The organism is Skermanella mucosa (genome assembly GCF_016765655.2).
Classification (GTDB): domain Bacteria; phylum Pseudomonadota; class Alphaproteobacteria; order Azospirillales; family Azospirillaceae; genus Skermanella; species Skermanella mucosa.
Map to the genome: position 1 here is coordinate 210,027 of NZ_CP086108.1, position 12,251 is coordinate 222,277.

The 12,251-nt window shown below is 68.1% G+C and carries 12 protein-coding genes; 8 read left to right on the forward strand and 4 right to left on the reverse strand.

Going from position 1 to position 12,251, the window contains the following annotated elements; genetic code table 11:
* Positions 1-11: 11 nt before the first annotated feature.
* The 6 genes from JL100_RS33915 to JL100_RS33940 are packed head-to-tail and all read left to right on the forward strand — an operon-like array spanning position 12 to position 5,463.
* The gene (locus JL100_RS33915) at positions 12-998 is read left to right on the forward strand and encodes a type II secretion system F family protein (RefSeq protein ID WP_202683038.1); all 987 of its coding nucleotides are present in this window, start codon (positions 12-14) and stop codon (positions 996-998) included.
* Entirely contained in the window at positions 995-1,972 is a 978-nt protein-coding gene (locus JL100_RS33920; RefSeq protein WP_228421743.1) for a type II secretion system F family protein, read from the forward strand. Before JL100_RS33915 ends, JL100_RS33920 begins: the two co-directional genes overlap by 4 nt.
* A gap of 26 nt (positions 1,973-1,998) precedes the next feature.
* Entirely contained in the window at positions 1,999-2,817 is an 819-nt protein-coding gene (locus tag JL100_RS33925; RefSeq protein ID WP_202683039.1) for a tetratricopeptide repeat protein, read from the forward strand.
* A gap of 18 nt (positions 2,818-2,835) precedes the next feature.
* Positions 2,836-3,420, forward strand: a complete 585-nt coding sequence (locus JL100_RS33930) for a TadE/TadG family type IV pilus assembly protein (RefSeq protein ID WP_202683040.1) — start codon at positions 2,836-2,838, stop codon at positions 3,418-3,420.
* 8 nt (positions 3,421-3,428) lie between these two features.
* Entirely contained in the window at positions 3,429-4,019 is a 591-nt protein-coding gene (locus JL100_RS33935) for a TadE/TadG family type IV pilus assembly protein (protein ID WP_202683041.1), read from the forward strand.
* 19 nt (positions 4,020-4,038) lie between these two features.
* The gene (locus JL100_RS33940; RefSeq protein WP_202683042.1) at positions 4,039-5,463 is read left to right on the forward strand and encodes a TadE/TadG family type IV pilus assembly protein; all 1,425 of its coding nucleotides are present in this window, start codon (positions 4,039-4,041) and stop codon (positions 5,461-5,463) included.
* Positions 5,464-5,585: 122 nt separating this feature from the next.
* Here the strand turns inward: JL100_RS33940 and JL100_RS33945 are convergent, their stop codons facing one another.
* Positions 5,586-5,879, reverse strand: a complete 294-nt coding sequence (locus tag JL100_RS33945) for a hypothetical protein (protein ID WP_202683043.1) — start codon at positions 5,877-5,879, stop codon at positions 5,586-5,588.
* A gap of 455 nt (positions 5,880-6,334) precedes the next feature.
* Between JL100_RS33945 and JL100_RS33950 the strand changes: the two genes are divergently transcribed.
* Entirely contained in the window at positions 6,335-7,801 is a 1,467-nt protein-coding gene (locus tag JL100_RS33950) for an exopolysaccharide biosynthesis polyprenyl glycosylphosphotransferase (protein WP_202683044.1), read from the forward strand.
* A gap of 22 nt (positions 7,802-7,823) precedes the next feature.
* Positions 7,824-8,936 carry a glycosyltransferase family 4 protein gene (locus JL100_RS33955; RefSeq protein ID WP_202683045.1) on the forward strand — a complete coding sequence of 371 codons (1,113 nt, stop codon included), beginning with the start codon at positions 7,824-7,826 and terminating at the stop codon, positions 8,934-8,936.
* A gap of 36 nt (positions 8,937-8,972) precedes the next feature.
* On the opposite strand, the gene JL100_RS33960 is transcribed toward JL100_RS33955, so the two are convergent.
* From JL100_RS33960 to JL100_RS33970, 3 genes are read right to left on the reverse strand one after another with little or no spacing between them, the layout of a single operon-like run.
* Positions 8,973-10,499: a hypothetical protein gene (locus JL100_RS33960; RefSeq protein WP_202683046.1), complete on the reverse strand. Its 1,527-nt coding sequence runs from the start codon at positions 10,497-10,499 to the stop codon at positions 8,973-8,975.
* On the reverse strand, positions 10,496-11,833 hold the full coding sequence (locus JL100_RS33965; protein ID WP_202683047.1) for a ParA family protein: 1,338 nt from the start codon (positions 11,831-11,833) through the stop codon (positions 10,496-10,498). The genes JL100_RS33960 and JL100_RS33965 overlap by 4 nt, the downstream gene beginning before the upstream one ends.
* Positions 11,830-12,207 carry a HEPN domain-containing protein gene (locus JL100_RS33970; RefSeq protein ID WP_202683048.1) on the reverse strand — a complete coding sequence of 126 codons (378 nt, stop codon included), beginning with the start codon at positions 12,205-12,207 and terminating at the stop codon, positions 11,830-11,832. The genes JL100_RS33965 and JL100_RS33970 overlap by 4 nt, the downstream gene beginning before the upstream one ends.
* Positions 12,208-12,251: the final 44 nt, after the last annotated feature.

Here is a 12,251-nt window from a genome sequence, read left to right on the forward strand (position 1 = left end):
GGGCGGCCGCGATGGACACTCTCGAACCGCTCGACCTCCTTCTGCTCGGCTTCGTCGCCACCCTGCTGGCGGCGGTGCCGCTGCTCGTATCGGCGCGGAACCGCCGCCAGCGGCTGAACCGCCGCATCGCGGACCTGCACGACGCCGGAAGCCGCGGCCTGCCGGCCCGCCCGGCCACCGGCCAGCCGGTCCGCATCACCCTGGGGCAGCAGGACGGGCGGCTGCGCCGGGTCCGCCGGGCGGTGTGCCGCGTCTTCGGCTACGACCCGCGGATGCCCGGTGCCCGCGGTCCGCTGCTGGTGCGCGCCGCCGCCACCGGCGCCGCGGCGGCGGCGTTCGGCGCCTGGGCGGCCGGGCCGTTCGGCGGGCTGCCGGCGGCGGCGGTGCTGGGTGCTGCGGCCGGCGGCGGGGTCGCCGGCGCGCGCTTCGTCTTCACCCGCGCCCGGCGCGCGGTGAACGACCGGCTGCTCGACCAGTTCCCCGACGCGATCGGCCTGATCGTCCGCGCGGTCCGGGCCGGCGTCCCGGTGACCGAGGGAATCCGCATCGTCAGCGCCGAGCTGGCGGCGCCGGTCGGGCCGGAATTCAAGCGGGTGGTGGACGAATTGGCGGTCGGCGTCGACCTGGAAACCGCCCTGTGGGCGCTGGCCGCCCGTACCGGGCTGCCGGAATACCGGTTCTTCGTCGTCACGGTGGTGCTCCAGCGCGAGACCGGCGGCAACCTGGCGGAGACCCTGGACAACCTCGCCGACATGATCCGCAAGCGCCGCGCCGTCCGCCAGCGCGCCCACGCGCTGTCGGCGGAGGCGCGGACCTCCAGCTACGTGCTGGCCGCCCTGCCCTTCGTTTCGGGCGCCGGCCTCTACGTCATCAACCCCGATTACCTGGCCCGCCTGTTCACCGACCCCCAGGGCAAGCTGCTGCTGGCCACCGCCGCCGCAAGCCTGACCCTCGGCCTGGTCACCATGCGGATGCTGATCCGGAGGGCCCTGTCATGAATACGGTCACCGACTCCGCCGCGGCGCTGACGCTGGGGCCATTGGCCCTCCAGCCGCTCGACGTCGTGCTGCTGGCATCGGCATTCCTGGTGATGGCGGTGGTCGCCGCGACCCTCCAGGTCGGGCTTGCCCGGAAGCGGCTCAACGACCGGCTGGACCGGGTGCGCCGATCGGCCCTGGCGGCTTCGGGCGCCCCGGCGGCCGGGCAGCCGGGTCCGCTCCACCGGATCGGCGCCGCCCTGGCCAGGGGTCCGCTGGTCGGGCAGGCCGAGATGGCCCTGATCCGCGGCCACCTGGCGGCGGCGGGCTACGGCCAGCCGGGCGCCCCGGCCTTCTTCGTCGGCCTCAAGGCGACCCTGGCCGGAACGGCGGCGCTGCTCTGCTGGCTGTGGCTGGAGACCCGGCCCGTCGCTCCCCAGGCGCTGGTCCTGTTCGGTGGACTGGCCGGCGCGGCGCTGGCCGGCTGGCGCCTGCCCGACATCGCGCTTTCCCGGCTGGCCCGCAACCGGCGCGCGGCGATCGAGCGCGGCCTGCCCGACGCGCTCGACCTGCTGGTCATCTGCGGCGAGGCCGGCCTGGGCCTGGACATCGCCTTCGAGCGGGTCGCCCGCGAGATGAAGCAGGCCCATCCCGAACTGGGCAAGGAGCTGGCGATCACGGCGGCGGAGATGCGGGTGCTGCCCGACCGCTACGCGGCGCTCGCCGACATGGCCGACCGGCTGAAGCTGGAAACCCTGCGCAGCCTGGTCGCGACCCTGAGCCAGACCATGCGCTACGGCACGCCGCTCGGCCAGGCGCTGCGCGTGCTCGCCAACGAGATGCGCCGGGAGCGCCTGGTCCGCTTCGAGGAGCGCGCCGCCAAGCTGCCCGTGCTGATCACCCTGCCGATGGTGGGATTCATCCTGCCCTGCGTCTTCATCGTCGTCGCCGGGCCGGCGGCGCTCGACCTGCTCGCCGCCCTGGCCGCCCGCTGACCGCTTTCCCGAAGGATCCTTCCGCCATGCCCCACGCCTCCGCTCCCCGCGGCTCCCGCCGGACCGCCGCTCTCGCCCTGATGCTGGGCTGCCTGCTGACCTCGGCCTGCGTCGGCACCGGCATGGACGCCCGCCCCGCGGTCGCGACCGCGCCGGCGGCGACGGTGCTGGACGACAAGGGACGCCTCCAGCTCAAGCTCGCCGAAAGCGCCCGCGCCGCCGGCAACTACGGCTATGCGGCCAAGCTGTACCGCGCCCTGGCCGAGGGCCGGCCGGGCAACGCGGCGCTCCAGGTCGGGCTGGGCGACGCCCTGACCGGGGCGGAGGAATTCGACGAGGCGGCGGAGGCCTACCGCGACGCCATCGCCGCCGACCGCTTCAACGTCGATGCCCGCCTGGGCCTGGGCCGCGTCGCCATGCAGCTGCGCCAGCCGGACCTGGCGGTGGTGCAGTTCGGAGCCGTGGTCGACCAGGCGCCGAACGACGCGCGCGCCCGGGTCGGGCTGGGCGTGGCGCTCGACACGCTGGGCCGCCACGGGGAAGCCCAGGCGCAGTACCGGTACGCGCTCGACATCACCCCGCGGAACCGCACGGCGATCAACAACCTGGCCCTGTCCCTGGCGCTCGGGGGGCGGCTGGACGAGGCCGAGGCCCTGCTGCTGCCGCTGGTCGACGGCCCGGCGAGCACCGCGCGGATGCGGCAGAACTTGGCCCTGGTCGTGGGGCTGAAGGGGGACGCGGCCCGCGCCGCCCAGCTCGGACGCAGCGACCTGAGCGAGCAGGACGTCCGGAGCAACCTGGCCTTCTACGACGCCGTCCGGCACCTCGGCCCGGACGGGCATTGACGCCGGAGGATCACCGCCATGAACCGGAGCAAGCCTGGACGATCGCCGACCCTGCGTGGTTTGGCGCGGCGGGGGACCACGGCCCTGGAGTTCGCCCTGGTGGCGCCTCTCCTGGTGCTGCTGGTCGTCGCCACGGTCGAGTTCGGCTATGCCCTGACCGTGCAGAACCTGCTGGAACTGGCGGCCCGCAAGGCGTCGCGCACCGGCGTGACCGGCTCCCCCCCGCCGGCCGGCCTGACGCGGGAAGAGATGCTGCGCAACCTGGTGGTCGAGACCGGACTGGGCCTGATCGACCCGGCGCGCCTGACGATCGAGATGACGGCCTACAACGGGTTCGCCGGCATCGGCGTTCCGGAACCCTGCATGGACGTCGACGGCAACGGCTTCTGCGATGCCGGGGAGTCGTTCACCGACGTCAACGGCAACGGGCGCTGGGACGCCGACCAGGGCGCTTCGGGCGCCGGCGTCGGCGGGCAGGTGGTGATCTACACGCTGAGCTACACGAGCCTGCCGCTGACCGGGATGGTCGCCGGGCTGGCCGCCCACGCGCCGCTGGCCTATTCCGCGCGGGTGGTCGTGCGCAACGAACCCTTCCGGAGCTGAGGCGCGCCATGACCGGAGCAGCCAAGACCGTCCGAGGCGCCCTGGGGAACCGGCGCGGCGTGGCTGCGCTGGAGTTCGCCGCGGTCGCCCCCGTGCTGATCCTGCTGCTGGTCGGCATGGTCGACATGACCAGCTATGTCCTTGCCGCGCTGAGGCTGGAGCGGGTGGCTTCGGGCACCGCCGACGTGGGCGCCCAGTTCGACCGCCTGCGCGACGGCATGACCGTCGTCCAGGGCAACGAGGTCGGCGTGCTGTTCCTGGCGGCGGAGCAGATCGCCCGGCCGCTCGACCTCGCCGGCAACGGCTCCGTGATCATCACCTGCGTCGCCGACCAGGGCGGCGGACCCGTGGTGATGTGGCAGCGCCGGTCCGGCCGCGCCGCCGCCGACGGGATCGGCGCCGCCGGCGGCGCCGCGACCCTGCCCGCCGGCTTCGCGCTCCGCTACGGCGAGAGCGCCCTCTTCGTCGAGGTCCATTACACCCTGCACCCCTACGTGTTCAGCGTCGGCTGGCTGACCGGCTCCGACGAGGCGGTGGATCTGCGCCGGATGGCCGTCTACCGCCCGCGCTTCGGCACCCTGACCGAGCTGGAGCGCTGACCCCTTGGAGAAACGCGAAATGGCTGCATTCCTGCGCACCCTGCGCTCCCGGCTGGGCCGGCGTATCCGGCGAAGCCGGCGCGGCAACATCGCCGTCATGACGGCGCTCATGGCGGTCCCGGCGATCGGGGCCGTCGGGCTGGCGGTCGATCTCGGCCGCGCCTACATGCTGCACAACAGGATGAGCACCGCGATCGACGCCGCGGCGCTGGCGGGAGGGCGCGTGCTGACGACCGCCAACGTCGAGGCGGACGTCCGCATGTACTACTACGCGAACATCCCGCCGGACTTCCTGGGCGCCACGGTCGGCGCCCCGACGATCACGGTGGCCGCCGACAACGAGACCATGGTGGTGAGGGCAAGCGCCACCCTGCCGACCACCTTCATCCGGATCCTGGGGATCGACCATGTCCCGGTGTCGGTCGGCAACCAGGTCCGGCGCACCGTACGGGGCATGGAGCTGGCCCTGGTGCTGGACGTCACCGGCTCCATGTGGAGCGGCAACAAGATCGGCCAGCTCCGGGATTCGGCGAAGGACCTGGTCGAGATCCTGTTCGGCAGCAACGAGTCGTCCCGGACGCTGTGGATCTCGCTGGTGCCCTATACCGCGACCGTGAACCTGGGCGCCGACCGCCAGGGCTGGCTGGGCGCCGCCTCGCCGACGGCCGCGGACTACCAGCCCGGCACCTGGCGCGGCTGCGTCGAGGCGCGGCCGAACCATGACGCCGACGAACTGCCGCCCGGGTCGGCACCCTTCACCGCCTTCCTCTACCGCTCGACGCTGGGCCAGTTTGCCGGCGGCGGTGACAACGACTGGCCGCCGATCAACGATCCGCTGCCCTATACCGACGACAACAACCGCACCGGCCCCAACGTCGGCTGCGGCCCGCCGGTGCTTCCGCTGTCCAACGCCAAGGCGGAGATCCTCGGCCGGATCGATGCGCTCCGGGGAGTCAATCGCGGCGGGACCATGGCCAATCTCGGCCTCCAGGCCGGCTGGTTCACCCTGTCGCCGCTGTGGCGGGGGCTGTGGGGCGGGCCGACGCCCGCCGGCCTGCCGCTGGACTACGATACGCCCGACGTCGACAAGGCGGTCGTGCTGCTGACCGACGGCAGCAACGAGTGGCACGATTATTCGAAGCCGCCGACCGGCGACTACACCGCCTATGGCCGGCTGTCGGACGGGCGGCTCGGCACCACCGCGGCAAGCCAGGCGACGTCCCGCATCAACAGCCGGATGACCGACCTGTGCACGGCGATGAAGGCGAAGAGGATCACGATCTACACGATCACCCTAATGGTCACCAGCGAGACCACCAAGGACCTGTACCGGTCCTGCGCCTCGCAGCCGACCTATTATTTCAACTCGCCGACCTCGGCCGAGCTGCGCGGGATCTTCCAGCAGATCGGCTCGCAGCTCAGCAACCTGCGGCTCGACAAGTAAGGGCCGGACTTGAGCCGCTCCGGTCCATGCGGCTTGCCGTTCCACTCGTCGCGATGCGTTGGGCCGCGGCCCAACGCATACGCCCGCCCGACCCGGGCGGATCGACCTGATCGGGTACCGCTCTAGCGGGCGGCGTCGCGGGGGGTGAAGATGTGGACAAGGGTTTCCGGAGCGGCCTCGGACGGAGCCGCGGAGCGCGATTCGGCCGGCTCGTGATGCTCCGACGCCTGGCGGGCCAGGACGGCCGCGGCGGCGATCAGGATCGTCAGCGGCCAGACGAGCGCCAGGATCAGCCGCATGGAAATGCGGACACGGCGCTCGCCGTCCAGCTCGATCGCCATCCATTGCGCCAAGCCGAACCAAGCGATCCCAGCCACGTAATTGATTGCAAGCATTGTGATCGCTGCGCTGCCCATGTCTCGTGTCCCAAGTTGCCATGCGCCTGCCGGCGCGCCGCGAAGCGGCTATGTCACACATATTCCACGAGAGTAGGCACAATCGCCCCGTGCCGCCACGGAGCCTTTGTATCAGTGCATATTAAATTTTAGAAAATCAGGGCCATTTCCTCCGGTCACCGGCGAGGCCGCGAGGGGTACACCTTCCTCCGGGATGCCATCCCGGTAGTGTTCACGCCTTCTCGACAACAAACGTGCCGGTCAGGAAAGTTGCCAAGCTCAACGGGTCTTTTTCGGATGAGTTTCGAAAGATATCCTCACTCCGAGCACCAACACAGTGTTCCATCGGGACTTCGGCGGTATTAACCCGGCGGTCAAGAAATCACTATTATCCGGCGCTCCCTTCGCACTCGTTTTTTTTCCTATTCCTTGCGTTAAATCTGCCAGCAACCGCCTTTAGCGTATGCGGAGCATGCATGTCTCTCCTCTATCCACACGGCAAGGCTGATGCCGACCATTTCAGCGCCGTGCAGCCTTCCTCCCCCGGAGAGGATCACACGTCCTTCACCACGGAGGTGATCGCCGTCTGCGACTATCTGGCGACCGTCATCGCCGGAGCTTCCGTCTTCGCGCTGGGCCACCTCCTTCAGGGAAGCGCGGCTCCCGTCTCCGCGGAGATGGCGACGCTGGCGATCAACCTGCTGGTCTTCATGCTGTGCGCCCGCATGCTCCGGTCGCATGCCCCCCACCGGCTGGGAAGCCTGGTTCGCCAGGTCGCCCGTACCGCCGCGGCGCTGGCCATCGGCATCGGGCTGACCTTCGCCATCGTGTGGTCGATCGCGCGGCCCGACCACCTGACCGTGCCGGTGCTCGCGTCCTGGTTCGCCCTGGCGGTCTGGCTGTTCGTCGGATGGCGGTGCCTGCTCCTCTGGTTCGCCGGAAAGGCCAGCTTCCGTCCCCTGCTGCGGCGGCGGACGGTGCTCGTCGGCTCCGCCGGCTTCGTGCGCGAGATGAACGCCCATCTGGGCTCCCGCATGCCGGGCGGGTTCCAGGTCGTCGGCACCTTCGACCCCGCGTCGGAGATCGACCGGGAAAGCGAAACCCCCTTCATCGGCGGCATCGGCAACCTGCGCTCCTGGTGCGTGCGGCACCGTGTGCGCACCGTCCTGATCGATAACTCGCCGGGCGCCGGCGCCGAACGGGTGCTGGGACTGCTGGACGGCCTGGCGGCGGACATCCGGCTGCTCGGCCGCGCCGACCTGCCGGCCGGGGCGGACGCGGCGCTCAGCCGGTTCGGCGGCTGGCTGGCCGTGCAGGTGCGCGACAAGCCGGTCCGGAACTGGGACGAGCTGGCCAAGCGGGCGCTCGACATCCTCGGCTCCGGCGCCCTGATCCTGGCGCTGGCGCCCCTGTTCGGGCTGATCGCGGCCGCCATAGCCCTGGAGAGCCCGGGCGGCGTCTTCTTCCGGCAGCGGCGCTTCGGTTTCCAGAACGAGGAGATCATCGTCCTCAAGTTCCGCTCGATGTATGTCCACAAGCAGGACGTGACCGGAGCCCAGCGGACGACCAAGGGCGATCCGCGCGTGACCAGGATCGGCCGCTTCCTTCGCAAGTCCAGCCTGGACGAGATCCCGCAGCTGTTCAACGTCTTCATGGGGACCATGTCGCTGGTCGGCCCGAGGCCCCATGCGACCGCCATGAGGGTGGGCGACCAGCTCTACCACGAGGCGGTGCCCCACTACGCGCGCCGGCACCGGGTCAAGCCCGGCATCACCGGGCTGGCCCAGGTCAGCGGCTTCCGCGGCGAGGTGGATACCCTCGACCATGCCCGGGGCCGCATCGACCACGACCTCCGCTACATGGACCGCTGGTCGCTGGCCCTCGACATCAAGATCCTCCTGAAGACGGCCGGCTGCGTCTTCGGGGACCGCAACGCCTATTGAGCGACAGATCAGGACTGAACCGATGTACCGGATAATCCACGTTCTCAACGATGTCCGCAACCTTGGCAACGGCATCATCAACGCCGCCCTCGACCTGGCCTGCGGCCAGGCCATGGCGGGCCACGAGGTCACGGTCGTTTCCGGCGGCGGCGAGTACGAGACCCTGCTGCGCGGCCGCGGCATCGATCATCAGCTGCTGGACCAGAGGCGAACGGTCGGGAACGTCCCGAAGTCGCTGTATCGCTTCAACAGCATCGTCGCCGCCCGGAAGCCCGACATCGTGCATTGCCACAACATGACGGGGACCGTGCTGGCGACCCTGTCGAAGCCCTTCCATTCCTACTCCGTCGTCGGCCACCTGCACAGCCTGCACCAGCGCAGCTCGCGGGTGATGCGGATCGCCGACCGGACGATCGCGGTCAGCCGGGACGTCGGCAACGAGTTCATCCGGCTCGGCCTTCCGGCGGCGCGGATGCGCTTCGTGGAGAACGCGGTGATCGGCAGCCCGCGCTATTCCGCCTACGGCGCGCCCGGCACGGAAGGCGACCCGGTCGAACTGGCCCAGCCCGCGATCGTGACCGTCGCCGGCATGTTCCAGCGCAAGGGCATCACGGAGCTGCTGACCGCCTTCGAGGCGATCGCGGACAAGGTCCCCGGCGCCAACCTGTATCTGGTCGGCGACGGACCGGACCTGCCTGAGTTCAAGCGCCACGCCGCCACGCTGGGGAGCGGGCCGCGCATCCACTTCACCGGCTTCCGCAGCGACTTCCAGGCCTACATGCGGAAGGCCGCCGTGTTCGTCCTGGCGTCCCGGCTGGACAGCTTCCCGCTGGTCCTGATCGAGGCGCGCGAACTGGGCGCCCCGATCATCGGGACCCGGGTGGGCGGCGTGCCGGAACTGCTCGACCACGGCAAGGCCGGGCTGCTGGTGCCGCCGATGGACGCGACGGCGTTGGGCGACGCCCTGCTGCGGGTACTGACCGATCCGGACACCGCCGCTTCCCTCCGGCGCGCCGCGGTCGAGGGCCTGGACCGTTTCCGGCTGGAGCACATGGTGCGGAACGTCGACAGGGTCTACGAGGAGCTGGTGCCGAAGCCGCGCGCGATTCCGGCGGGCGCGGCGCCGCTGGGGTGAGGCGGGGCGGTCCCGAGGGCATAAGGCTTCGACACCTCAGACACGACCGGGTGGAGCAGGCGGCCGAATCTCGCCCTTGCGCTTGATCTTCGCCGCCACCCGGAAAATGTCCGGCATGTTGATCCTTCCGTTCGTCCTGCGCTCGACGACCTTCAAGTTGATCAACTCACGGAGGAGACAAGCTTCAGGATCGGAGGGATCGTCGGCCAGCAGGATCGGCGGCAAGCGCTTTCCACCGGCGGCGTCCCTCATGATCGTCTGAACGGTCCTGCTCTTCCTCCAGAGATCGAAAATCTCCTCGGGTGGCGATGGAACGATCAGGCCTTCGAGCCCTGCGATCGCCCGCTGCACCCACCAGTGATCCTCCTGCAACTGTCCGAGCCTCGTTTGCGAGGCTTTCTGCACGCCGGCCTTTATGTCCCTGTATGTCATCACCAGGCTCTGGTCCTGTGCTTCCTGCGCCGCATGGATGACGGCGAGCAGGAAACTCTGGAGCGATGTTTCGCCGGCCGCGTCGGCCAGATGATCGTGCAGCCAGGAATAGGACTTTCCCTTGTTCGGGCCGGTTCCCATGAACTCCCCCGCCATGGCGGCGAAGACGCGCTGCTGCACCCGCTCGTCAGCCCTCAAAGGATAAGGCAACGTCGTTTCCATCGGTTCGGCCGCGATTTCGCGAAGGGGAAGCTCAGGTTTCGCCGGGTCGGCGCGGAAGTCGCCGGGATCGCCCACCAGTCTTCGAAAGGCTTCGCCGGCGTCGGCGGATGTCCAAAGACGATGGAACAGAAGGCCGTACAGGTCGCGGCGATGCCAATTGAGCGGCACCGACTCCATGCGAAGCTTCGACGCATCAGGAAAGGAAAAGGTACGGAGGTCGGCGAATTGGTCGGACCGCATGAAAATCTTGACACGGAGCGCACGGAACGACCGAAGCCTCAACGCGAGGCGAAGGATCGCTTCGGTACGGCTCCGGATTTCCTCCCAGTTCTCGCCAAGGCGATCGATCGCATCGAACAAAAGGACGAAGCGTCCTGATTTTTGATGGAGAGCGAGGTCGGCCCTGCGCAATCCGGCCTCCAGATCCTCCGGAAATGACGCGGCCCAGCGCACCGCCCCATCCAGACCCCTGGAGGTGTCGTCGTGAGGAAAATTACCGGTTTGGCGCAGCGCTTCGACGAGGACTCCGGCCCAGATGTCCTGGTCGCCGAACCCGGCCTGCCCCAGGCGTGCCAGCATGGCCGTCGAGGGCGCGGGCCCCTCCGCAGCTCCATCCGCCGAGCCTTCGTGGAACCCTAGGACTATGGTGGCCCTTTCCAGGTTCAGCCTGGGATAAAGCGCGCTGACGTTCCGGCGTGACCCTTGATGGGCAAGAACACTCGACCAGAAGCTTTTTCCCACCCCCCGGTTCCCCACGACAAGCGCACGATCCGGATCCAGTGCGCCATCATGATCGACGGGTGCGAATATCTCCTTGAACGCCGGCTCGTCAGAAGCCTTCCAGGCCAGAGGGTCCTGCCTCATCTGCCGCAAGGCCGTTCGCAGAACCATGACGTCTTCGAAGTTCATTGCACGGCGCCCTGCTTGATCAACTGTTCGATGCCCTGGATCAGGTCAATGAATGTACGCTCGAACACTTCCTGCTTCAGTTGCTCCGGGCGCACCAAAGGATCGAATTCGAAATAATTCATATCGTTGAGTACGTGCCATGCCTTATGAGGCCCATCGTCGGAATGACGCTCGAAATTGAAGAGGGGCGCTTGCCCCGAAGCCGATTCATCGACAAGATCGTATAGCGTCTCTGACAGAAGATCATAGGCATCGTCCTGGAACCGTTCCCACGCGAGGGGATTGGCAGGTGCCTTTGCATGCACGAAGCGCAGACGGTGGCGCCATTCCCCCACGTCGACAGTCCCGACCAGTCCCCGGTACCGCCCCAGGAAGCCGAGCAGATACCTGTAGCCCCTGAAAGTCTGCGGAGTATGGATGCCGAAGAGAAGCGTATGCGCTCCCAGGCCCAGGACTGCCGCCGCAGTCGACTCGTTGAGACCGGCCCGTGCATCGACGAAGATCGCATCGTACCTGGCACGCCTGCTGACGGCCTGGATGAGTTCCCTGGTCTGGTCGAGGAAGGATCTGGGCGGCTGGTCCGGGCACGGGTCCTCCAGATAGGCACGGGACAGCTTGCCGATGACGTTCTGAGGTCTCTCATCGCTGGTACGTCCGATCGCCGGTATCACATGGATCAGGCCGCGCCCCGTGGTCAGTGGGCTTGAAGCGGTCATCTCCTCCAGGAACAAGTCATTGATCTCACGCAGGCCGTTCTCGACATAGAAGTCGAGCGCGCCGAATCTCGGCAACCTGTCGTCCGGCAGGAGCATCGATCCGAGGCCCGGCGCTTCCAGGTCAAGGTCCAGGACCAATATGTTCCGGCCTTCTTCCGCCATTTGCGCGGCGGCGACGCAGAGGGCCGTGGAACGGCCGACCCCTCCCTTGTGGCTGGCGAACACAATGACAGGCGGAACATCGGCGATCGGCCGCGCCGGCTCGCGAAGCCAGTCGCTGCCGACGATCCTCCGTTCCAGAATTCGGACGAATCCGGCGAAATCCCGATCCTCGGCCCATTCGATCAGCCCGATCCCAGGATGCCGGAGACCCTCATCGAAAAGCTGCTCCGGTGTCGCCACCGGGATCCGATCGACGTATGGTGCCAGTGCCTTGGCAGCCTCGGCGATCGAACCCAGCACGCCCTGGGGGATTTCCTGGTCCAGGACGACGAACGTCAGGACCCCGGACGCATCCCGAAGAATGACGTTCTCCAGCAGGGCTTGCTTACCGACATGATCGGCAATGAGACGCGCAAACCGGGGGACGGCGTCATCGTACCAGACAGGACGCATCATTCACTCCTCAACCGTGCAGCATGAAGTATGCGTTGAGCGTCACGTTTCCATGACTGGTACTTTCCGTTGTCGATGGAGTTCGTCACTTCGTAACGCTGGTGAATTTGCCAACCCTCCAGAAACGCTGAGCGTAGCGTCACGTGCATAGCGGAGTCCCGTCTGCTTGCGAACATCTTTAGCGCAATATCGCGGATTTCCGGAAAGTGCTTATGATGTGGCTTGTCGGCAAGGTTGAAGGATAAAAGCGCAGATTTCACTGCGCATTCCGCCGCAAAGCCGATGAGGTATCCAGCATTATCATAGCACTCCTTCCCTGCGAGCACCTCCGCGTCTCGAAAATGCCTGAGCGCAGATGACTCATAATCCTCAGCCATACACCTGACCTCAAGTCCGGACCAAAAATACGCATTGTCAATCA

Excerpts from the sequence above, each read along its gene's own strand:
- JL100_RS33915 (WP_202683038.1), top strand. The coding sequence starts at position 12 with ATGGACACTCTCGAACCGCTCGACCTCCTTCTGCTCGGCTTCGTCGCC.
- JL100_RS33920 (WP_228421743.1), top strand. The coding sequence starts at position 995 with ATGAATACGGTCACCGACTCCGCCGCGGCGCTGACGCTGGGGCCATTG.
- JL100_RS33925 (WP_202683039.1), top strand. The coding sequence starts at position 1,999 with ATGCCCCACGCCTCCGCTCCCCGCGGCTCCCGCCGGACCGCCGCTCTC.
- JL100_RS33930 (WP_202683040.1), top strand. The coding sequence starts at position 2,836 with ATGAACCGGAGCAAGCCTGGACGATCGCCGACCCTGCGTGGTTTGGCG.
- JL100_RS33935 (WP_202683041.1), top strand. The coding sequence starts at position 3,429 with ATGACCGGAGCAGCCAAGACCGTCCGAGGCGCCCTGGGGAACCGGCGC.
- JL100_RS33940 (WP_202683042.1), top strand. The coding sequence starts at position 4,039 with ATGGCTGCATTCCTGCGCACCCTGCGCTCCCGGCTGGGCCGGCGTATC.
- JL100_RS33945 (WP_202683043.1), bottom strand. The coding sequence starts at position 5,879 with ATGGGCAGCGCAGCGATCACAATGCTTGCAATCAATTACGTGGCTGGG.
- JL100_RS33950 (WP_202683044.1), top strand. The coding sequence starts at position 6,335 with ATGTCTCTCCTCTATCCACACGGCAAGGCTGATGCCGACCATTTCAGC.
- JL100_RS33955 (WP_202683045.1), top strand. The coding sequence starts at position 7,824 with ATGTACCGGATAATCCACGTTCTCAACGATGTCCGCAACCTTGGCAAC.
- JL100_RS33960 (WP_202683046.1), bottom strand. The coding sequence starts at position 10,499 with ATGAACTTCGAAGACGTCATGGTTCTGCGAACGGCCTTGCGGCAGATG.
- JL100_RS33965 (WP_202683047.1), bottom strand. The coding sequence starts at position 11,833 with ATGATGCGTCCTGTCTGGTACGATGACGCCGTCCCCCGGTTTGCGCGT.
- JL100_RS33970 (WP_202683048.1), bottom strand. The coding sequence starts at position 12,207 with ATGGCTGAGGATTATGAGTCATCTGCGCTCAGGCATTTTCGAGACGCG.